Source organism: Faecalibacterium prausnitzii (assembly GCF_003324185.1).
In the GTDB taxonomy this organism is placed as follows: domain Bacteria; phylum Bacillota; class Clostridia; order Oscillospirales; family Ruminococcaceae; genus Faecalibacterium; species Faecalibacterium prausnitzii.
In genome coordinates this window covers 42,970-64,581 of the sequence record NZ_PXUP01000017.1, presented here as the reverse complement: position 1 = coordinate 64,581, position 21,612 = coordinate 42,970, and the positions used below count along the sequence as shown (strand labels likewise).

The window sequence follows — 21,612 nt, the reverse complement described above, 5'->3', positions numbered from 1 at the left end:
GCGGCCGACGAGGCTCGAACTCGCTACCTCCACCTTGGCAAGGTGGCGCTCTACCAGATGAGCTACGGCCGCATATTGGGAAACCCTATTGGGTTTCCTTGACGTGGTGCCTCCGATCGGAATCGAACCAATGACACGGGGATTTTCAGTCCCCTGCTCTACCGACTGAGCTACAGAGGCGCACCGGACGATGATTATTATACCTGAAATTTCGATTTTGTAAAGGGGTAAATGCAAATTTTTTTGAAAAAATTGAAAAGTTTTTGCTTTTCGGCGTCTCTGCGTGCAAAATAAGAACGACTTTTTTTCGCGGTTTTCGTGCCGGAGGCAGTACGGGAAAAGAGAGAAAGAATATTTGACAAGTTTTACAACCTATGGTTTAATAAAAGAAAAGAACACAGGCGCTTATGCCCGCAGAGATGCTGTTATATTTCTTATATAATAGAAAGGGCGGGCGTCTGCTTTGATTACAGGACGGCCTGCGCGGCACAGCTGCGATGGGCCGGGAGGAGCAGCATGGCAAAAAAACAGGAATATGGCAACGAGAGCATTACCTCGTTAAAGGGTGCCGACCGTGTGCGCAAGCGCCCGGCAGTCATCTTTGGCTCAGACGGTGTGGAGGGCTGTGCCCACTCGATCTTTGAGATCGTGTCCAACTCTATCGATGAAGCCCGCGACGGCCACGGCGATACCATCAACGTGACCCGCTGCAAGGACGGCAGCGTCATTGTGGAGGACTTTGGCCGCGGTATGCCCGTGGACTGGAACAACGGCGAGGGACGCTTCAACTGGGAGCTGCTGTTCTGCGAGATGTACGCGGGCGGCAAGTACGGCGAAGGCGAGGATAACTACGAGTTCAGCCTTGGCCTGAACGGTCTGGGTCTGTGCGCCACCCAGTACGCCTCGGCATGGATGACCGCCGATATCTACCGCGACGGCTATCACTACCATCTGGACTTTAAAAAGGGCGAGAACGTGGGCGGCCTGCAAAAGGAGCCCTACAAGGGACGCCGTACCGGCAGTATCATCCACTGGAAACCGGACGATGAGGTGTTTACCGATATCGATGTGCCCGGCAGCTACTATAAGGATGTGCTGCGCCGTCAGGCCGTGGTCAACGCGGGGCTTACCCTCAACTTTACCGATGAAAAGGAAAAAGACCCCGCCACCGGCAAGCCGTGGCACGAAAGCTGGTGCTACCAGAACGGCATCGCGGACTATGTGGCAGAAGTAGCAGGGGAAGACACCCTGACCCCCGTGTTCAGCTGCGAGAGCGAGGCTGTGGGCCGGGACCGCGAGGATCAGCCGGACTACAAGGTGCGCATGAGTGCGGCTTTTTGTTTCTCTAATAAGGTACAGCTGCTGGAATACTACCACAACTCTTCGTGGCTGGAGCACGGCGGCAGCCCGGAGCACGCAGTGCGCACCGCCTTTGTCTACCAGATCAACAAGTACCTGAAGGAAAAGAACCTGTACAAAAAGGGCGAGAGCACCATCAGCTTTCAGGACGTGCAGGACTGTCTGGTGTATGTGTCCTCCAGCTTTTCCACCCGCACCAGCTACGAAAACCAGACCAAAAAGGCCATCACCAATAAATTTGTCTCGCAGGCTATGACCGACTTCCTCAAGCATTATCTGGAAGTGTATTTTCTGGAAAAGCCGGAAGAGGCCCAGAAGATCTGCCAGCAGGTGCTGGTGAACAAGCAGAGCCGCGAGCACGCGGAAAAAACGCGCCAGAGCATCAAAAAGACGCTCTCTACGCAAATCGACTTAGCCAACCGCGTGCAGAAATTCGTGGACTGCCGCACCCGGGATTCCGCCCGCCGCGAGCTGTATATCGTAGAGGGTGACTCGGCTATGGGCGCGGTCAAGTCCAGCCGGGACAGTGAATATCAGGCCATCATGCCCATCCGCGGCAAGATCCTGAACTGTCTGAAGGCAGATTATGCCCGCATCTTCAAGTCGGACGTCATCGTGGACCTCATCAAGGTGATGGGCTGCGGTGTGGAGCTGGGCGGCAAGCACAACAAGGAGCTGGCTACCTTTAACCTCGAAAACCTGCGGTTCAATAAGATCGTCATCTGTACCGATGCCGACGTGGACGGCTACCAGATCCGCACCCTTGTGCTGACCATGCTCTACCGCCTTACCCCTACCCTGATCAACAAGGGCTATGTGTATATCGCAGAGTCGCCTTTGTACGAGATCACAACGAAGGATCGCACTTATTTCGCCTATACCGAGCCGGAAAAGGCCGCTTTTCTGGAAAAGATCGGGGACAAAAAATACACCATCCAGCGCTCCAAAGGCTTGGGCGAGAACGACCCTGAGATGATGTGGCTGACTACCATGAACCCGGAGAGCCGCCGTCTGATCAAAGTAATGCCCACCGATGTGGTGCAGACCGCGCAGGTGTTTGATATCCTGCTGGGCGACAATCTGGCAGGCCGCAAGGAGCATATCGCCCAGCATGGCGCAGAGTATCTGGATGATCTGGACGTGAGCTGAGAACCCTCTCCGTCATCGCTGACGCGATGCCACCTCTCCCGAAGGGGAGAGGCTTGGCACAAGAGGGAAACTTTGCGGGACGACCCCAAAAGCTCCCTCCCTCGAGGGAGCTGGCTGCGCAGCAGCCTGAGAGGGTTTTTCCCTATGGAGAGGAACTGTAATGGCAAAAAAATCGACCAAGAAAACCTTAAAGCCGGTGCGCCCGCAGCTGGGCGACGGCGTTGAAATTTTAAATGCAGGCAGTGTGCTGGAAGATCCCATTACCCGCACGCTGGAAACGAACTATATGCCCTACGCCATGAGCGTCATCGTCAGCCGCGCTTTGCCGGAGATCGACGGCTTCAAGCCGGCGCACCGCAAGCTGCTGTACACCATGTACGAGATGGGTCTGCTCAAGGGCGCACGCACTAAATCTGCCAACATCGTGGGCAGCACCATGCACCTGAACCCCCACGGCGATGCCGCCATCTACGACACTATGGTGCGCATGGGCCGCGGCAACGAGAGCCTGCTGGTGCCCTTTGTGGACAGCAAGGGCAACTTTGGCAAGGCATACAGCCGCGATATGTCCTGCGCTGCTGCCCGTTACACCGAGGCAAAGCTGGAAGGCGTGTGCGAGGAGCTGTTCCGGGATATCGACAAAGAGACCGTGGACTTTGTGCCCAACTACGACAGCACCACCACCGAGCCCACCCTGCTGCCGGTCACTTTCCCCACCATTCTGGCAAACAATACGCTGGGCATCGCGGTGGGCATGGCCTGCAACATCTGTTCCTTCAATCTGGCAGAGCTGTGCGCCACCACCGTGGCGCTGATGAAGGACGAGCACCACGATATCGGCACCACCATGCCCGCCCCGGACTTTGTGGGCGGCGGCCAGATTTTGTATGATGAAGCGCAGATGCGTGAAATTTACGAGAACGGCCGCGGCAGCGTAAAAGTACGCGCCCGTTACAACGCAGTGCCCGGCGAAAATATGATCGAGGTCACCCAGATCCCGCCCACCACCACGGTGGAGGCCATCATGGACAAGATCGCAGAGCTGGTCAAGACCGGCAAGGTCAAGGAGATCAGCGATATGCGCGATGAGACCGACCTGAACGGCCTGAAGCTGACGCTGGATCTCAAGCGCGGCGTGGATGCCGACAAGCTGATGGCAAAGCTGTTCAAGGCCACCCCGCTGGAGGACAGCTTCAGCTGCAACTTCAACATTCTGGTGTCCGGTCAGCCCCGGGTCATGGGTGTGCGGGAGATTTTGAAGGAGTGGACGGCCTTCCGCGTGGAGTGCGTGCGCCGCCGTACCTACTACGACCTGCACGGCAAGGAAAAGCGCCTGCACCTGCTGCAGGGTCTTGCCGCCATTTTGCTGGATATCGACAAGGCCATCCATATCATCCGCACTACTGAGGAGGAGACCGAGGTGGTGCCCAACCTGATGATCGGCTTTGGCATTGATGAAGTGCAGGCAGACTATGTGGCAGAAATCAAGCTGCGCCATTTGAACCGGGAATACATCCTCAAGCGCACCGGTGAGATCGAGCAGCTGGAAAAGGACATTGCCGACCTGAACGATGTGCTGGCAAAACCTGCCCGTATCCGCCGCATCATTATCAATGAACTGAACGATGTAGCGAAAAAATACGGCAAGCCCCGCTGCAGTGAGATTTTGTACGACCTGCCCGAGGAGGACGCTGCCGCCGAGGAAGAAGCTGTGCCGGACTACCCGGTGACCGTGTTCTTTACCCGGGAGGGCTACTTTAAAAAGATCCCGCCCCAGAGCCTGCGCACCGCCGGTGCCCACAAGCTGAAGGAGGGGGACGAGATCATCCAGCAGCTGGAGACCCGAAACAACGTAGAAGCGCTGTTCTTCACCGACAAGCAGCAGGTGTACAAGGTGCGTCTGGCAGAATTGGAGGACGGCAAGGTAGCACAGATGGGCATCTTCATCCCGGGGCGGCTGGGCATGGACGAGGGCGAAAACGTGCTGAGCATGGTCATTACCGGCGATTACAGCGGTTTTATGCTGTTTTTCTTTGCCAGCGGCAAGTGCGCAAAGATCCCCCTCAGCTCCTACGCCACCAAGCAGAACCGCCGCAAGCTGCTGAAGGCGTACAGCGATAAGGAACCGCTTGCCTTGATGCTCTACCTGCCGGAGGAGACCGAGCTTGCCATCCGCACCAGCGCCAGCCGGATGCTGCTGGTAGGTACGGCGCAGATCGCTGCCAAGACCACCCGCGACAGTCAGGGCGTGGCGGTGGTCACCCTGAAAAAGAACCAGACCATCGCCTCGGTGGTGCCGGCAGATACCTTGGAGCTGGCAAATCCCCACCGCTACCGCGTGCGCAGCCTGCCCGCCACCGGTGCGCTGATCCGCGCCGAGGACGAGGGCGAGCAGATGAGCCTGCTGTAAATGAAAAGAGGAAGCTGTTATGCAAAATATCGACCTGATCTGTGTGGGCAAGCTGAACGCCAAATATTTTGCCGAGGGCGTGGCAGAGTACCAGAAGCGTCTGGCGGCTTTTGCCGCCTTTCGCATCATTGAACTGCCGGAGGAAAAGATCGAGGAGAAAAACGCCTCGGACGCGGTGGTAAAAAAGGCGTTGGATAAGGAGGGAAAAGCCATCCTTTCCAATGTGCGCAAGGGGGCTGCCATCGTAGCCATGTGCATCGAGGGCAAACAGATCTCCTCCGACGAGCTGGCGCAGTTTCTGGCACAGCGTGCCGGCAGCGGGGCAGGGGACGTGGCCTTTGTTATCGGCTCGTCCCATGGCCTGTCCGAAGAGGTGAAAAAGGCCGCTGCCCTTAAGTTCAGCATGGGGCGCATCACCATGCCCCATCAGCTGGCGCGGCTGGTGCTCACGGAGCAGATCTACCGCGCCTGCACCATCAATGCGGGCATGAAGTACCACAAGTAAAATGGCTTTTTCGGCTCCCGGAGCGTTCGCAGGCGCTCCGGGAGCCCTTTTTGCGGAAAAGTGTAGAATCTGCCGGAAAAGTAATTTTCTTCTTTTCTTTTGGAGCAGTTTTTATTATACTGATAGCGTGGAGCATTCTATTACAAAAAGCAGCAAAAAACACAGGATGGAAGAACCATGAAAAAACACAGAAGAGGACTGCGGCTGGCGGCCTGTTTGCTGACGCTGGCGATGTGCGCGGCGCTGCTTTGCAGCTGCGGGCGTACCGGAAAAACGGATGACTATACGGCTGCAATGCCGGTCATCGTGGTGGGCAGCGATAACTACCCGCCCTTCAACTATATGGGCACAGACGGTGCACCCACCGGCATTGACGTGGAGCTGGCCACCGAGGCGTTCGGGCGGCTGGGCTACCGGGCAAAATTTGTGACCATCGACTGGGAAAAGAAGAAGGAACTGGTGGAAAACGACACCATCGACTGCATCTGGGGCAGCTTTTCCATGGATGGCCGCGAGGAAGAATACCAATGGGCAGGGCCGTATCTGTACAGTCGTCAGGTGGTGGCGGTGCGCTCCGATAGCGACATCCGCACCCTGCAGGATCTGGCCGACAAGGTGGTGGCGGTGCAGTCCACCACAAAGCCGGAGGAACTGTTTTTGAATGCGGAGCAGAATGGTCTGCCCCGGCTGCGCAGGCTGTATTCCCTGCAGAACCGGGATCTGCTCTACACCACCCTGCTCAAAGGCTACGCGGACGCCTTAGCCGCCCACGAAAGCGCCATCCGGCAGTTCATGAAGGATTACAGCGTTGAATACCGCATTCTGGACGAGCCGCTGATGACGGCGCGGCTGGGCGTTGCCTTTGCCAAAGAGCGCGGCGATGACCTGCCGCAGCAGCTGACGGAGGTTTTTCAGGAGATGCTGGCAGATGGCACCGTCCGGCAGATCGTGAGCCGCTATCTGGACGACCCCGAGCACTATCTGGATGGACTGGAGGACAGCACCCATGCATGACGGAATGGAAAAGAGCCAGAGTATTTTCAACCGGAAGCAGTTCATCATGGTGTGTGCACTTGCGGGACTGTTGCTGCTGGGCGGCGTGCTGGGGGTCTCGGCGCACAGCGACCTGCAAAATGCAGAAAAGCAGTTTGAGGATACCATCAGCTATGTTAAGGAGCAGTGCACTGGCTACGATAACCTGAACCTTGCCACGGAGACCAAAAGCCTGATGCGGATGATGGAAAACGCCCAGCATCTGTGCAGAGAGATCGCGCACGACCGGCAGGATGACCCCGGGCGGGTGCTGGACGATGCCGCTATGGCGGAATATCTGCGGGACTATACCCTCAGCGGCGCACTGGTGCTTTCAACAGAGGGCAAAATTTTGTGCGCAGCCTCACAGGATGGCCGGACGGCTGACCTGCAGGTCCGGGAACAGATGGAAGCGCAGCTGGCCGGTTCTATCGTGCTGAAGGTGGCCGACCACCCGGAGCAGGTCTACGCCGGACGGTCGGAAAATGAGGATGGCTCCTATGTAGACACCGCAGCCTGCGCCCGGAAGGACGGGGACGGGGTGCTTGTGGTGTACTACCGCACCACGGCAGAATATGTACGCAATTACAACCTTTCCTACCAGAACTGCGTGCAGGGCTATAACCCCGCCGTGGACGGCACCATCGTGGTGACCCGGGGCGACCGCATCGTGGCCAGCAACGACACCTCTTTGCTGGATACCACCGTGGACGATAACCCCACCCTTTCTGCCTTAAAAGCGCGCAGCACCGACGGCGGCATGATCCATGTGCACAGCACCACCGGGCAGCAGTACGCTTACGGCATCGTGGGGCAGGGGCGCAGTTTTTACATCTATGTCTACCGCCCGGAGCAGGAGGTATATGTCTCTACCATGCGCAATGTGAGCATGGCTGCCTTTACCTACATGGTTCTCCTGTTTTTGCTGCAATTGCTGCGCGGCAAGACCGACCAGCGCTACCGGGAGCAGCAGCTGCGCCGGGAGCAGGAGTACCAAAAGACCCTCAAGGCGGCTGCGCTGAAGGCGGAGAGCGCAAACCTTGCCAAGACCGAGTTTTTGCAGCGCATGAGCCACGATATCCGCACCCCCATCAACGGCATCCGGGGCATGGTGGAGATCGGTGACCGCTGCCCGGAGGATATGGCACGGCAGGCCGACTGCCGCAAAAAGATCTGGGAGGCATCCACCCTGCTGCTGGAGCTGGTGAACGAGGTGCTGGACATGGGCAAGCTGGAGTCCGGCGAGGTCGTGATGGAAAGCGTGCCCTTTGATCTGCCCGAGCTGATGCACGAGATCACGGACGTGCTGGAAAAACAGGCGGCAGAGCGCGGCATCGTGCTGCACCGGGAATACGGAAAGCTGCCGCATCCCCGGCTGGTGGGCAGCCCGCTGCACGTCAAGCGGCTGCTGATGAATGTGCTCAGCAACGCCATCAAGTATAACCGGGACAAGGGTCGTGTGATGCTGGACTGCTTTGAGTTGAGCTGCACCGGGGACAAGGTGCAGATCTGCTTTGTCTGCGCGGACACCGGCATCGGCATGAGCGAAGAGTTCCAGAAGCGGATGTTTGAACCCTTCACGCAGGAGAATGCCGGGGCGCGTTCGGTATACGGCGGCACCGGCCTTGGTATGTCCATTACCAAAAGCCTTGTGGATAAAATGGGCGGCACCATCGGGGTGGAAAGCCGGCAGGGCGTGGGCACCACCTACACCATCACCCTGCCCTTTGTCATCGACAGCACCGAAGCCGCAGAGCCGGAGCAGCAGCAGACAGACCTTGCTGTGCTGCAGGGTCAGCGGGTGCTGCTGGCCGAGGACAATGCCCTGAACATGGAGATCATGGAGTTTTTGCTGAACGAGGTGGGCATAAAGGTGACCAAAGCCGCCGATGGACAGCAGGCGGTGGAAGCCTTTGCAGCCTCGCCGGTGGGCGGCTTTGACGCCATCCTGATGGACGTGATGATGCCGGTGCGGGACGGCCACGAGGCTACCCGCGCCATCCGCGCCATGGACCGCCCGGACGCAAAGACCATCCCCATTTTTGCCATGACGGCAAACGCCTTTACAGAGGATCGCCGCAAGGCACTGGAGTCCGGCATGAACGAGCACCTGCCCAAGCCCATCGACCCGGATGCCCTGTACCGCCTGCTGGTAAAATACCTGACAGAGCGCAGCTGAACTGTCTGCCGGGCTTTACAAGCGGGGCAAAACATGGTACAGTAAATATACTGTGCTTGTGCAAGCCGCAAGCACGCCCGGCGGTGGGAAAGCCGCCGGAACACAACACGATACGACACGGCAAACCAGCCGCGGACGGAAAGGATGTACTACAATGGAACAGAGCGAAAAGACCCTTGACATGATCGTCAATCTCTGCAAGAACCGTGGTTATGTGTTCCCCGGTTCCGAGATCTACGGCGGTCTGGCCAACAGCTGGGACTACGGCCCCCTTGGCGTGGAGTTCAAGAACAACGTCAAAAAGGCATGGCTGAAAAAGTTTGTGCAGGAAAGCCCCTATAACGTGGGCTTGGATGCTGCCATCATCATGAACCCCCAGACATGGGTGACCACCGGCCATGTGTCCAGCTTCTCGGACCCCCTGCTGGACTGCCGCGCCTGCAAGGCACGCCACCGCGCCGACAAGCTGATCGGGGAGGAGCACCCCGAGGTGAACGTTGATGCCATGAGCTTTGACGAGATGGACGCTTTCATCGCAGAGCACGAGGATATCGTCTGCCCCGTGTGCGGCAAGCACGATTTTACCCCCATCCGCAAGTTCAACCTGATGTTCAAGACCGCTATCGGCGTGACCGAGGATAGCTCCTCTACCTGCTATCTGCGTCCCGAGACCGCACAGGGCATCTTTGTCAACTTTGCCAACATCCAGCGCACCACCCGCCGCAAGCTGCCCTTCGGTGTGTGTCAGGTGGGCAAGGCCTTCCGCAACGAGATCACCCCGGGCAACTTCACCTTCCGCACCCGCGAGTTCGAGCAGATGGAGTGCGAGTTCTTCTGCAAGCCCGGCACCGATCTGGACTGGTTCGCTTACTGGAAGGACTACTGCGAGAACTGGCTGCTGAGCCTTGGCATCAAGAAGGAGCACCTGCGCCTGCGTGACCACGAGCCTGCAGAGCTGGCCTTCTACAGCCGCGCTACCACTGATATCGAGTATGCCTTCCCGTTCACCGACTGGGGCGAGCTGTGGGGCATTGCAGACCGTACCAACTACGACCTGACCCGCCATCAGGAGGCTTCCGGCAAGAGTCTGGAGTACTTCGACAGCGAGACCAACGAGCACTACATCCCCTACGTCATCGAGCCTTCTCTGGGCTGCGACCGCGTGGCGCTGGCCTTCCTGTGCGAGGCCTACGACGAGGAGCACCTGACCGACAGCAAGGGCAAGGAGGATGTCCGCACCGTGCTGCGTCTGCATCCTGCTCTGGCTCCCTACAAGTGCGCCGTGCTGCCCCTGAGCAAGAAACTGGGCGAGAAGGCCATGGAGATCCGCAACGAGCTGAGCAAGTACTTCATGGTGGACTACGACGATACCGGTTCTATCGGCAAGCGTTACCGCCGCGAGGACGAGATCGGCACTCCGTTCTGCGTCACTGTGGACTTTGACACTGTGGGCGACGAGGCCAAGGGCATTGCTGCCGACAACTGCGTCACCGTCCGTGACCGCGACACCATGGAGCAGGTGCGTATGCCCATCAGCGAGCTGAAGAGCTACATCGAGAGCAAGATCGAGTTCTAAAAAATACACTGTTACGCAAAAAGCAGCCCCGCCAGAGCACCGGCGGGGCTGCTTTTTTGCGTTGTGACGCCTGAAAAAAGTGGCCCGGAAACATCCGCAGACGTTTCTGAGCCACAAAATTTAAAATCGTCAGGCGGGCAGGTTACTGCTGGGCGAAGATCTTTACCTCGTCCTTGTCCATAAAGGCTGCGCCTGCAAAGCCTGCGGCTTCCAGCTGACCCAGCTGCTTGCCCAGCTTTTTGCCCTGCGGCAGTACGGTGACGTTGTACTGCTCGCGCAGCGCGGCAGCCTTGCGCAGCACGGCAGGGAAGTCGGTGTCCTTGCCGTACAGCAGGGCGATCTTCTGCTTTGCGCCGGGGATCTGGTAGCCCTGCTCCAGCAGAATGCCGCACACCCGCTCAAAGCCGATGGAGAAGCCAACGGCGGGCACCTGTACGCCAAGGAACTTGCCCACCATGTTATCGTAGCGTCCGCCGCCGGCCACAGCACCGCTGAACTGCGGGCAGGTCACCTCGAACACCATGCCGGTGTAGTAGCCCTGACCGCGCACCAGACTGGGGCAGTAGGCTACCTGATAACGGCCTGCAGCCAGCGTGTTGGCGGTGGCCAGCACATACTTCAGGTCATCGGCGATGGCGGGGTCGGCGCAGCGGGCAGCTACGGCGTCCAGCGTCACGTCCCCGGCGGCAATAAAGTTTGCCAGTGCTTGGATGGCGCTTTCCGGCAGCTGCTTCTCGGTCAGCTCAGCTTTCACGCCCTCGGCACCGATCTTGTCCATCTTGTCAAAGGTAATGCAGACGGAGTCCAGCGTGTCGGCGGCAAAGCCCATGCTTTCCAGCATCCCGCGCAGGATGCGGCGGTCGTTGATGTTGACGGTAAAGCCGGTAAAGCCGATGTTCAGCAGTGCGCGGGTGGTCACGTCGATCAGCTCCACCTCGGCGTTGGGGGAAGCGTCGCCCAGAATGTCGATATCGCACTGCACGAACTCGCGCAGACGGCCCTTTTGCGGGCGCTCAGCGCGGAACACCCGGTCGGTCTGGATCACCTTGAAGGGGTTGGGCAGCTTGTCCTTGTTGGCGGCGTAGTAGCGGCTCAGCGGCAGGGTGAGGTCGTAGCGCAGACCCATATCGGACAGCTGCTTGGGATCGCCGGTGTTCAGGGCAGCGGTCAGCTTATCGCCGCGCTTGAGCACCTTGAAGATCAGGTTCAGGTTGTCGCCGCCCTCGGATTTGTCCAGATTTTCCATATCCTCCAGCATGGGGGTGGAGATGCGCTCAAAACCGGCAGAGCGGTAGGTCTCCAGAATCTTGCCCTGAATGTAGTCGCGCAGGGTCTGTTCGGCGGGCAGCAGGTCGCGCATGCCCTTCAAAGCCTGTGTTTTCATAATAGTAATTCCTCTCTATCTGTAAATTGTACCCGCCCTCGATGCCTGAAAAGGGGCGGGAGCGTTTTTAACTCAGTACTTTACCATTATAAAGGATAATGCCGGATTGTCAATCCAAATGGGCACACTATCGCAAATTGCACAAATCTTTGAGGTGAAGGTATGAAACAGCAGTTTGCAGCAAAACACCCGTGGACGATTCTGGCTGCGGGGGCAGCCATTCAGGTGCTTACCGGCTTACCGGCGGCTTGGGGCGTTTTTCAGCAGCCGGTCATGGAGGAATACGGCCTTTCTGAGCAGGGGGCGGGTTACGCCTTTGCCCTGCTTATTGCCTCCTTTGGGGTGGGGTGTGTGCTGGGCGGCTTTTTGCAGGACAAAAAGGGCCCGCGCTGTGCGGCGCTGTGGGGCACCGCCCTGCTCTGCGGCGGCTTTTTTGCAGCGGCCTTTCTGCCGGGCTGGGCAGGGTGGGGGTTCTTTCTGGCCTTCAGCATCCCGGCGGGGCTGGGCACAGCCTTTTTGTACCCCTCTATCCAGTCCTGCGCTCAAAAGTGGTATGCAGGCCGCAAGGGATTGGCGACCGGGGTCATCGGCGGAGCGGTGGGACTTTCCGGCGCGTTCCTTACCCTGTTCGTCCGGGCGGCGCTGCGGGGCTTTGGCCCGGTGCAGGGAATCCGGGGCGCGTTCTGGGCGCTTGGTGCGCTCACCCTGCCAGTGTGCCTTGCGGGCAGTGCGGTACTCAGCGACCCGCCGCAGAAAAAACAGCAGCCAAGCGGCAAAAACACCCTCGATCTCTCCCCGGGGCAGATGCTGCGCACAAAGCAGTACTGGCTGTGCGCGGGCGCGGTGTGCTTTTCCACCCCGGCGGTGCTGCTGTTCAGCCCTATCATCTTAAAACTGGGCATGGAGCGCGGACTGGACGAGACCGCTGCGCTGTGGAGCATCGTACTGGGCAGTGTGGGCAGCGCCGCAGGACGGATGCTGATGCCCATGCTCAGCGACCATATCGGCCGCCGCGCCACCGACCTTGGGCTGTTTGCAGCTTCGCTTGGGCTGTCGGCGGCGTTCTGGGCGGCGCGGGGTTGGTGGGTGGTGGTGTGCTACGCCGGACTCACCTTCTGCTACTCAGCGCTGGCGGCGGTGCTGCCTGCCCTTTCCACCGACCTGTTCGGCCTGCCCCACGCGGGGGTGAACTACGGCTTTCTGGCGCTGGGGCAGAGCGTGGGCAGTCTTGCGTTCCCCTTTGCAGCCAACCTGCTGGCGCTGGAAAATGGGCGGCACCTGCTTGCTATGGCCGGTGCGGCGGCGGGTTTTGCAGCCATTTGGGCGCTGCATCCGGTGCAGAAAGACCCGCGCTGAAACGCGCAAAAAGAAAAGACTATAAAAAGTTTGCCGGTGCTTACGGCAGAATTGACAAAAACTTGACGACTGATTTGTATAAAGCGGTGGAAATGACAGTTAGCGCCGGATGACCGTAAAACCCGGCTGTACTTTTTGCAGGAAATGACTTGCAAAATTCGTCCGTTTTCTCTATAATAAAATCATGCGTGGTAGTACCGGTGCAGGCGCTGAAAGAGAGCAGCGCACCCGGTTCGGATGCAAGCAGTATGGAGCAGCAGCTGTGCCGGCAGGGCGCGGCGGCGGTTTTATGCTGCCAAAGCGACATTTTGTCAAAAGGAGAGTATGATTATGACCTATTCGCAGCAAGTACAGAATATGTGCCCGATCACCAAAGGTCCTAAGCATGGTCCGGCTCCCATCCCCGAAGAGGGCGCATGGGTCAAGGCCTATGAGATCAAGGACATCAGCGGCTACACCCATGGTGTGGGCTGGTGTGCACCCCAGCAGGGCACCTGCAAGCTGTCCCTGAACATCAAGAACGGCGTCATCGAAGAGGCTCTGGTGGAGACCATCGGCTGCTCCGGCATGACCCACTCTGCTGCTATGGCAGGCGAGATCCTGCCCGGCAAGACCATTCTGGAAGCTCTGAACACCGACCTGGTGTGCGACGCTATCAACGTGGCTATGCGCGAGCTGTTCCTGCAGATCGTCTACGGTCGCAGCCAGACCGCTTTCTCTGAGGACGGTCTGCCCATCGGCGCAGGTCTGGACGACCTGGGCAAGGGTCTGCGCTCCATGACCGGCACCATCTTCTCCACCAAGGAGAAGGGCGTGCGCTATCTGGAGCTGACCGAGGGCTACATCAACAAGCTGGCAGTGGACGCTAACGATGAGGTCATCGGCTATCAGTTCGTTAAGCTGGGCAAGATGATGGAGGATATCCGTCACGGCAAGACCCCCAACGAGGCTTACGAGAAGAACGTGGGTACTTACGGCCGCTTCAGCAAGGAGCAGGGCGCTGTGAAGTACATCGACCCGCGTGAGGAATAAGAGAGGAGGAACAACTCAATGGCAACTTTTGAATCTATGGATCGCCGTATGCCTAAAATCGAGGCATGCCTGAAGGCTAACGGTCTGGAGTCTCTGGACGCTTGCAACGAGATGCTCCTCGCTAAGGGCATCGACTGCGACAAGATCGTCCGCGGCGTGCAGCCCATCTGCTTTGATAACGCTGTCTGGGCTTACACTCTGGGCACCGCTATCGCTGTGAAGCGCGGCCTGACCGACGCTGCCGAGTGCGCAGCTGCTATCGGTGAGGGTCTGGAAGCTTTCACCATCCCCGGCTCTGTTGCTGAGCAGCGTCAGGTCGGTCTGGGTCACGGCAACCTGGGCGCTCGTCTGCTGAGCGAGGACACCACCTGCTTCGCTTTCCTGGCAGGCCACGAGTCCTTTGCTGCTGCTGAGGGTGCTATCGGCATCGCCCGCACTGCAAACAAGGTCCGCAAGACCCCCCTGCGCGTCATCCTGAACGGCCTGGGCAAGGACGCAGCTTACATCATTTCCCGTATCAACGGCTTCACCTATGTGCAGACCGAGTACGATATCCCCACCCAGACCCTGACTGTGGTCAAGGAGATCCCCTTCTCCGAGGGTGAGCGCGCAGCCGTTAAGTGCTACGGCGCTAACGACGTTATGGAAGGCGTTGCCATCATGAAGAAGGAGGACGTGCAGTGCTCCATCACCGGCAACTCCACCAACCCCGTCCGCTTCCAGCATCTGGTTGCCGGTACCTACAAGAAGTGGGCTATCGAGAACGGCAAGAAGTACTTCTCCGTTGCTTCCGGCGGCGGCACCGGCCGTACCCTGCACCCCGATAACGTGGCTGCAGGCCCCGCAAGCTACGGCCTGACCGACTCTCTGGGCCGCGTGCACGGCGATGCTCAGTTCGCAGGCTCCTCTTCTGTGCCCGCACACGTTGAGATGATGGGTCTGATCGGCATGGGCAACAACCCCATGGTCGGCGCTACCGTTGCCTGCGCTGTTGCTGCAGCTCAGGCCAACGCCTAAGTCTTTCCTAAGTTTCAGCGAGGGGGAGCTGCTTTCCGAATGAGCAGCTCCCCTTTTTTTGCTGATAGATATCCGAACACAAGCAACCCAAAATAAGAAGGATGAAACAATGAAAAAGAATCAGATCCGCAAGAGCGTGGCTGCGCTGGCCATGGCGGCTGTTGTAAGCGTCAGCCTGCTGGGCTACGGCTGCGGCAGCAAGTCTGCCTCCTCCACCGCAGGCGTGTCCGGCGAGTTCACCGGTACGGCCAAGGGCATGGGCGGCGATGTTACCGTCACTCTGACTTTGACCGACGGCAAGATCACCGGCTGTACCGCCGAGGGCAAGGATGAGACCCCCGGCATCGGCACCATGGCTCTGGAGCAGCTGCCCGGCGCGATTGCCGAGAGCGGCAGCATTGCCGTGGACGGCGTGGCCACTGCAACTATCACCTCCGACGCCATCAAGGAAGCTGCTGCTGCCGCTCTGGTCGCAGCCGGCCTGAACGCTGACGACTACAAGACCGAGGTCAAGGCCGAGGAAAACAAGGCCGAGGACTCCACCATTGATGCAGACATTGCCATCGTGGGTGCAGGCGGTGCAGGTATGACTGCTGCCATCACGGCTGCTGCCGAGGGCAAGAGCGTGGTCATTCTGGAGAGCCAGCCCATGGTGGGCGGCAACTCCGTGCGCGCTACCGGCGGCATGAACGCCGGCAAGACCGTGTATCAGGATGAGAACGAGTTCGGCGAGTCCGCAGGCGTGGAAAAGACCCTGAAGACCGCTGCTGAAAAGTACGCTGACAACGCTACCATCACCGCTCTGGCTAAGACCGTCTCTGAGCAGTGGGCAGCTTATCAGGCAGACCCCAAGGGCTACTTCGACTCTGTGGAGCTGATGGAGCTGGACACCATGATCGGCGGCAAGGGCATCAACGACCCCGCTCTGGTGGAGACTCTGTGCTCTAACAGCGCTGACGCCATCGACTGGCTGGACGAGCACGGCATCACCCTGCACAGCGTTTCCAGCTTCGGCGGCGCATCCGTCAAGCGTATCCATCGCCCCGTGGATGCTGAGGGCAAGACCCTTTCTGTGGGCTCCTACATGATCCCCCTGCTGCAGGAGAACTGCGACAAGGCCGGCGTGCAGACCCTGCTGAACACCACCGCTACCGAGCTGCTGACCGATGCAAACGGCGCTGTTGTGGGCGTGAAGGCTACCGGTTCCACCGGCGAGACCATCACCGTGAATGCCAAGGCTGTGGTGCTGACCACCGGCGGCTTCGGCGCAAATCTGGACATGGTCACCGAGTACAAGCCCGAGCTGAAGGGCTTTATGACCACCAACGCCGCAGGCGCACAGGGTCAGGGCATTGAGATGGCTACCGCTGTGGGCGCTGACACTGTGGACATGGATCAGATCCAGATCCACCCCACCGTGGAGGCTAACACCGCTGCTCTGATCACCGAGGGTCTGCGCGGCGACGGCGCTGTGCTGATCAACGCCGAGGGCAAGCGCTTCATCGACGAAGTGGGCACCCGTGACGTGGTTTCTGCCGCTGAGATCGCTCAGACCGGCAGCTACAGCTGGCTGGTGGTGGATCAGGCTATGGTCGATGCCTCCAGCGTCATTCAGGGCTACATCAAGAAGGGCTACACCGTGACCGGCCAGACCTACGAGGAACTGGCAAAGGCTATGGGCGTGGACGAGGCTGCTTTTGCCGAGACCATGAAGACCTGGAACGGCTACGTTGCCGCCAAGAACGACCCCGACTTTGGCCGTACCAGCTTTGCAAAGGCTCTGGATACCGCTCCCTACTATGCTATCAAGGTCACCGCAGGTGTGCACCACACCATGGGCGGCCTGAAGATCAACACCAACACCGAGGTGCTGAAGGCTGACGGCTCTGTGATCCCCGGCCTGTTCGCAGCAGGTGAGGTGACCGGCGGCGTGCACGGTGCAAACCGTCTGGGCGGCAACGCTGTGGCCGACTTTACCGTCTTTGGCCGCATTGCCGGTGCAGCTGCCAGCAAGTACGCTGCATGAGCATAAAGCCAAAAAACTCTGACACCGCCGCCCCCAAGGGCAGCGCGTGGAAGAAAAATGTGATCTTTGCACTGGTGGTGCTGGCACTGGCCGCAGGTATTTTTCTTGCGGTGCGGGCGCAGCACCCCGCCAAGGGCAGCGGCTTACAGGCTGTTGTGGATTTCGGTGACGGCGTTACCGAGACTTTGCCCCTTGCGCAGGATCACGATTACCTGTACGAGGTAGGGGACTACATCGTGCACCTGCAGGTGAAGGATGGTGCCATCGCGTTTTTGGACAGCCAGTGCCCGGACCATGTCTGTGAGCAATTCGGCTGGCTGGACAAGGACGGCGCATGGGCCGCCTGTGTGCCCGCAGAGGTGTATGTGGTGGTAGAGCCCATCACAGACGCAGGGTAAAAAAGAATAAATCAGCCGGGCCTTCGGGTCCGGCTGATTTTCTTTTTGAGGAAAAAACGGCAAAAGAACCCTCTCAGGCATCGCTGTGCGATGCCAGCTCCCCCGAAGGGGGAGCTTTTTAGCGTGAGCCGATAGTTGCAGAGAATCTCTTTTTTCACAGGAAGATGAGCAGGGAAGAGGCGGATTGAATCGTATTATAAAGGATATGCAGCTGCTCAGCGGCGCACAAAGAAAGCCATTCTTTGTTAAAAAAGTCTGAAACTTTGTGGAAATGCCGTGAAACGAAAAATGGACGCTTGTTTATCGGGGCAAAATGCGATACACTACAAATAAGAGTTTCTGACGGGTGCTTTTGCAAAAAGCACCTTGTCATAAAAGAACCTAGGAGGAACGGCAAGAATGATCTGGAACAAGTCTAAACAGCCCGCCGACCCGCAGCAGGACGCAGCGGCTGCACCCAAAAAAGGCGGTGCGGCAGCCTTTGCCCGAAAGAACTGGAAGTGGCTGGTGCCGGTGGCCATCGTGGTGCTGGCAGGCGGCTGGTGGCTGCTGAAGCCCAAGGGTGCAAAGCCCGCCAACGTGGATACTTCCTATACAGAAGCAGTGCCGGAGACCCGGGATGTCTCCAACACGCTCAGCGGCACTGGTACGCTGAAGCCTGCCAATACTTACAGTGTCAAATCGCTGGTGTCCGGCAAGGTGCTGACCGGCAGCTTTGAAGAGGGCGATATCGTGGAAGAGGGCACTGTGCTGTACACGGTGGATTCCTCCGACGCTACCACCAAGGTGGAGCAGGCAGCCATCACCCTGCAGCAGGCGCAGCGCAGCTACGATAAGACCGTAGACCGCCAGTATGTCCGTGCTGAGGTGGCGGGCGTCGTCAGCAGCCTGAAGGTGAACAAGGGCGATGAGGTAAAGAGCGGGCAGGAGGTGGCCGTGGTGCGGGACAGCTCCAAGATGAATCTGGTGCTGGAGTTCCCGGCTGCGGATGCTGCCAACTTCTCGGTAGGGCAGACCGCCGAGGTCACGCTGGACGGCACCTTTGAGGTGCTGCCCGGCACCATTACCGCCGTGACCGGCACCGATGCCCTGAGCACCGGCAACCTGCTTACCCGCACTGTGACCCTCTCGGTGTCCAACGCGGGCGGTCTGACCACGGCACAGGCTGCTACGGCTACTGTCAACGGGGTCAGTTCCATTGCGGCAGCCAACTTCCAGTATCAGGCCGAGCGCACCCTGACTGCGCTGACTTCCGGTACTGTCACCGCCATCAATGTGCGGGAGGGCGGCAACGTGAACAAGGACGACATCATCCTGACCCTCAGCGGTGAGGAACTGACCGAGTCCATCCAGTCTGCCTCCGAGACCCTGCGCGGTGCGGAACTGTCCATGCAGAATATGCAGGACACCATGGATAACTACACCATCACCTCGCCCATCAGCGGCACCATCATCGAGAAAAATGCCAAGGTGGGCGATGCCCTGAGCACCGGCAGCGACCTGTGCACCATCTACGACCTGAGCTATCTGGAAATGACTATCAAAGTGGACGAGCTGCAGGTCAGCAGCCTGAAGGTGGGGCAGTCCGTACAGGTGACCGCAGACGCCGTGAAGGATAAGACCTACGAGGGTCTGGTCACCCGTGTGTCCATGAAGGGTGATACCAGCGGCGGTACCACCACCTACCCGGTGACCGTGCGCATTGACGAGACCACCGGTCTGCGCCCGGGTATGAACGCCAACGCCGAGATCGTGGTGGCACAGGCCAAAAATGCGCTTACCGTGCCTAACGCCGCCATTGTGCGGGGCAGCTATGTGCTGGTGCGGCAGGATTCTCCCAGCGCCGTGAACGCTGATGCTTCCATGAGCGCACCGGAGGGTTATGTGTACGTCAAGGTCAAGACCGGCGTCAGTGATGACAACTATACGCAGGTGACCAGCGGCCTGTCCGAGAGTGATACCATCGCCTACGACCCCAGCTCTGTGAGCAGCGACAGCTACTATGACGACGGCGGCTACGACTACTCCGACGGTGAAGTGATCGGCGGTACCGAAAACGCCGCAGATGCTGCCGCGGGCGGCGAGGAAATGCTGCCGGAAGAGACGGAAAACGCCGAAGAACCCGCAGCGGACGCTGAAGAGCCGGCAGAAGGCATTGACCCCGCTGAGACCGGTGCAGTTGTGGTGAATTGACGCAGGAGGGATGAATGAGCGCTCTGATCGAGTTTGATGCGGTGTGCAAGTATTACCAGATGGGCGATACCACGGTAAAGGCTGCCGACCACATCACCATGAAAATCGAAAAAGGCGAGTTCGTGGCCATCGTGGGCCAGTCCGGTTCGGGCAAATCCACCTGCATGAACATCATCGGCTGTCTGGATGTGCCTACCTATGGCACCTACCGGCTCAACGGCCGGGATGTGGGCAAGATGAACCGCAACGAGCTGGCCGCCATCCGCAACGAGATGCTGGGCTTTATCTTCCAGCAGTACAATCTGCTGCCCAAGCTGAACCTGATGGAAAACGTGGAGGTGCCGCTGGTGTATGCGGGCATCTCCCGCGCCGACCGCCACATCCGCGCCCGGGAGGTGCTGGAGCAGGTGGGGCTTGGCGACAAGCTGAAAAACCGCCCTAACCAGCTTTCCGGCGGTCAGCAGCAGCGTGTGTCCATTGCGCGGGCACTGGTGCGCAACCCGCCGGTCATTCTGGCAGACGAGCCCACCGGCGCGCTGGACTCCCATACCGGCCGCGAGGTGCTGGGGCTTTTGCAGCAGCTGCACAAGCAGGGACACACCGTAGTGCTGATCACCCACGACAACTCCATTGCCGTGCAGGCCGACCGCATCATCCGGCTGGAGGACGGTCAGGTGGTGTATGACGGCGACTCCCACGCACCGGAGGCCATGGTGCAGCCCACCCTGCTGCCCGAAACGCCGGAAAAGGAGGAACAGGCATGATCTTTGAAACCTTCCGGCAGGCCATCCAGAACGTGTGGAGCAACAAGCTGCGCACCTTTCTGACCATGCTGGGCATCATCATCGGCGTGATGGCGGTCATCGTCATCGTGGGTCTGGGCAACGGTATGACCAAAAGTATGCGGGACAGCTTTTCCGCACTGGGCACCAACACCCTCAGCATTCAGGTGTGGGGCTATGGCTCCCGCACCGTGCCGGTGGAGGAGATGTACGATATCTGCCAGCGGCATTCCAATCTGATCAAGGCGGTGTCGCCGCAGGTCAACCTCGGCGGCAACGCCAGCGGTACGCTGAAGATCGGCACCACCAGCTACCGCTGGTCCAACATAAGCGGTGTGGACGAAAACTTTACCGAAATGAAAAACTACCAGATCGTTCAGGGACGCGGCCTGCAGTACATGGATATGCAGGACAATAAGCAGGTCTGCGTCATCGGCGATTACCTCAACCGCGTGGCCTTTGGCGGCAACGGCGTGGGACAGACCCTCAAGATCGGTGCCAACAAGTTCCGCGTTGTAGGCGTGCTGTCTGCCAAGGTCAGCGACCCTACCATGCAGCAGGGCAGCGACGATGACTGTGTTTATCTGCCCTACACCACCGTGATGCGGCTTTCCAGCCAGAGCATGGTGGACTGCTACACTGCCATGATGGCCGACGAAAGCCTTGCCAACGAGACGAAAGCGACCATGGAGGAAGAACTGCAGGCGCTTCTCAAAAGTGAAAACGGCTACTATGTGTACAGTGCCAGCGAGTGGCTGGAGGAAATGAACAAGATGATCAACATGGTCATCGTGATACTTACCGGCATCGCCAGCATCTCGCTACTGGTGGGCGGCATCGGCATTATGAACATCATGCTGGTGTCGGTCACCGAGCGCACCCGAGAGATCGGCATCCGCAAGGCGCTGGGCGCAAAGGAACGCACCATTCTGGCGCAGTTCGTGGTGGAGGCAGCTACCACCTCTGCGCTGGGCGGCGTTTTAGGCATTGCGCTGGGCTATGTAATGTCCATGGTGGCGAACAGGGTGCTGCCCATGTTCATGACTGATACCACCGTTACGGTAAGCCCCTCCTTTAACTCCATTGTGGTGGCCTTTGGCATCTCGGTGGGCATCGGCGTGCTGTTCGGTTATCTGCCGGCACGGCGCGCAGCCCGGCTGAACCCCATTGAAGCATTGCGCTACGATTGAGCGCGGCGGCGTGATAAACAAAGA

15 protein-coding genes and 2 tRNA genes are annotated in these 21,612 nt (G+C 59.0%); 14 read left to right on the top strand and 3 right to left on the bottom strand.

What is annotated here, in order from left to right; translation table 11 throughout:
• Positions 1-72: transfer RNA gene (locus C7J97_RS11600), tRNA-Gly, on the bottom strand.
• A 32-nt stretch (positions 73-104) separates the two neighbouring features.
• Positions 105-180 (bottom strand) — tRNA-Phe (locus C7J97_RS11595).
• A 336-nt stretch (positions 181-516) separates the two neighbouring features.
• On the opposite strand from C7J97_RS11595, the gene C7J97_RS11590 reads away from it, so the two are divergent.
• The 6 genes from C7J97_RS11590 (at position 517) to C7J97_RS11565 (ending at position 10,210) form a co-directional block, all read left to right on the top strand.
• Complete coding sequence (locus C7J97_RS11590) at positions 517-2,508, top strand: DNA gyrase/topoisomerase IV subunit B (RefSeq protein WP_113992719.1); 1,992 nt, start codon at positions 517-519, stop codon at positions 2,506-2,508.
• Between the two features lie 160 nt (positions 2,509-2,668).
• On the top strand, positions 2,669-4,918 hold the full coding sequence (locus C7J97_RS11585) for a DNA gyrase subunit A (RefSeq protein WP_113992718.1): 2,250 nt from the start codon (positions 2,669-2,671) through the stop codon (positions 4,916-4,918).
• Positions 4,919-4,937: 19 nt separating this feature from the next.
• Positions 4,938-5,423, top strand: a complete 486-nt coding sequence (gene rlmH / locus C7J97_RS11580; RefSeq protein WP_112090496.1) for a 23S rRNA (pseudouridine(1915)-N(3))-methyltransferase RlmH — start codon at positions 4,938-4,940, stop codon at positions 5,421-5,423.
• A 177-nt stretch (positions 5,424-5,600) separates the two neighbouring features.
• A complete protein-coding gene (locus C7J97_RS11575) occupies positions 5,601-6,437 on the top strand; it encodes a substrate-binding periplasmic protein (protein ID WP_113992717.1) in 837 nt (278 codons plus the stop codon).
• 4 nt (positions 6,438-6,441) lie between these two features.
• Positions 6,442-8,634, top strand: a complete 2,193-nt coding sequence (locus C7J97_RS11570; protein ID WP_242983505.1) for an ATP-binding protein — start codon at positions 6,442-6,444, stop codon at positions 8,632-8,634.
• Between the two features lie 154 nt (positions 8,635-8,788).
• Positions 8,789-10,210: a glycine--tRNA ligase gene (locus C7J97_RS11565; RefSeq protein ID WP_112090499.1), complete on the top strand. Its 1,422-nt coding sequence runs from the start codon at positions 8,789-8,791 to the stop codon at positions 10,208-10,210.
• 142 nt (positions 10,211-10,352) lie between these two features.
• Here the strand turns inward: C7J97_RS11565 and hisS are convergent, their stop codons facing one another.
• A complete protein-coding gene (hisS, locus tag C7J97_RS11560) occupies positions 10,353-11,594 on the bottom strand; it encodes a histidine--tRNA ligase (RefSeq protein WP_113992715.1) in 1,242 nt (413 codons plus the stop codon).
• 162 nt (positions 11,595-11,756) lie between these two features.
• Between hisS and C7J97_RS11555 the strand changes: the two genes are divergently transcribed.
• The 8 genes from C7J97_RS11555 to C7J97_RS11520 all read left to right on the top strand — a co-directional run bounded on the left by C7J97_RS11555 (position 11,757) and on the right by C7J97_RS11520 (position 21,588).
• Entirely contained in the window at positions 11,757-12,950 is a 1,194-nt protein-coding gene (locus tag C7J97_RS11555; RefSeq protein ID WP_113992714.1) for an MFS transporter, read from the top strand.
• 330 nt (positions 12,951-13,280) lie between these two features.
• A complete protein-coding gene (locus C7J97_RS11550; RefSeq protein ID WP_015537775.1) occupies positions 13,281-13,982 on the top strand; it encodes an iron-sulfur cluster assembly scaffold protein in 702 nt (233 codons plus the stop codon).
• An 18-nt stretch (positions 13,983-14,000) separates the two neighbouring features.
• Positions 14,001-14,999, top strand: coding sequence for a GGGtGRT protein (locus tag C7J97_RS11545; protein ID WP_005935035.1), 999 nt, complete (start codon positions 14,001-14,003; stop codon positions 14,997-14,999).
• A 109-nt stretch (positions 15,000-15,108) separates the two neighbouring features.
• Positions 15,109-17,025: a flavocytochrome c gene (locus tag C7J97_RS11540; RefSeq protein WP_044959967.1), complete on the top strand. Its 1,917-nt coding sequence runs from the start codon at positions 15,109-15,111 to the stop codon at positions 17,023-17,025.
• Entirely contained in the window at positions 17,022-17,423 is a 402-nt protein-coding gene (locus tag C7J97_RS11535) for a NusG domain II-containing protein (protein WP_113992713.1), read from the top strand. Before C7J97_RS11540 ends, C7J97_RS11535 begins: the two co-directional genes overlap by 4 nt.
• 399 nt (positions 17,424-17,822) lie before the next feature.
• A complete protein-coding gene (locus tag C7J97_RS11530; protein WP_113992712.1) occupies positions 17,823-19,616 on the top strand; it encodes an RND family efflux transporter in 1,794 nt (597 codons plus the stop codon).
• 14 nt (positions 19,617-19,630) lie between these two features.
• Positions 19,631-20,380, top strand: a complete 750-nt coding sequence (locus C7J97_RS11525) for an ABC transporter ATP-binding protein (protein ID WP_113992711.1) — start codon at positions 19,631-19,633, stop codon at positions 20,378-20,380.
• Positions 20,377-21,588, top strand: a complete 1,212-nt coding sequence (locus C7J97_RS11520) for an ABC transporter permease (protein ID WP_113992710.1) — start codon at positions 20,377-20,379, stop codon at positions 21,586-21,588. The genes C7J97_RS11525 and C7J97_RS11520 overlap by 4 nt, the downstream gene beginning before the upstream one ends.
• Positions 21,589-21,612 lie beyond the last annotated feature (24 nt).

Coding starts and splice junctions, on each gene's coding strand:
- C7J97_RS11590 (WP_113992719.1), top strand. CDS start 517: ATGGCAAAAAAACAGGAATATGGCAACGAGAGCATTACCTCGTTAAAG.
- C7J97_RS11585 (WP_113992718.1), top strand. CDS start 2,669: ATGGCAAAAAAATCGACCAAGAAAACCTTAAAGCCGGTGCGCCCGCAG.
- rlmH (WP_112090496.1), top strand. CDS start 4,938: ATGCAAAATATCGACCTGATCTGTGTGGGCAAGCTGAACGCCAAATAT.
- C7J97_RS11575 (WP_113992717.1), top strand. CDS start 5,601: ATGAAAAAACACAGAAGAGGACTGCGGCTGGCGGCCTGTTTGCTGACG.
- C7J97_RS11570 (WP_242983505.1), top strand. CDS start 6,442: ATGGAAAAGAGCCAGAGTATTTTCAACCGGAAGCAGTTCATCATGGTG.
- C7J97_RS11565 (WP_112090499.1), top strand. CDS start 8,789: ATGGAACAGAGCGAAAAGACCCTTGACATGATCGTCAATCTCTGCAAG.
- hisS (WP_113992715.1), bottom strand. CDS start 11,594: ATGAAAACACAGGCTTTGAAGGGCATGCGCGACCTGCTGCCCGCCGAA.
- C7J97_RS11555 (WP_113992714.1), top strand. CDS start 11,757: ATGAAACAGCAGTTTGCAGCAAAACACCCGTGGACGATTCTGGCTGCG.
- C7J97_RS11550 (WP_015537775.1), top strand. CDS start 13,281: ATGACCTATTCGCAGCAAGTACAGAATATGTGCCCGATCACCAAAGGT.
- C7J97_RS11545 (WP_005935035.1), top strand. CDS start 14,001: ATGGCAACTTTTGAATCTATGGATCGCCGTATGCCTAAAATCGAGGCA.
- C7J97_RS11540 (WP_044959967.1), top strand. CDS start 15,109: ATGAAAAAGAATCAGATCCGCAAGAGCGTGGCTGCGCTGGCCATGGCG.
- C7J97_RS11535 (WP_113992713.1), top strand. CDS start 17,022: ATGAGCATAAAGCCAAAAAACTCTGACACCGCCGCCCCCAAGGGCAGC.
- C7J97_RS11530 (WP_113992712.1), top strand. CDS start 17,823: ATGATCTGGAACAAGTCTAAACAGCCCGCCGACCCGCAGCAGGACGCA.
- C7J97_RS11525 (WP_113992711.1), top strand. CDS start 19,631: ATGAGCGCTCTGATCGAGTTTGATGCGGTGTGCAAGTATTACCAGATG.
- C7J97_RS11520 (WP_113992710.1), top strand. CDS start 20,377: ATGATCTTTGAAACCTTCCGGCAGGCCATCCAGAACGTGTGGAGCAAC.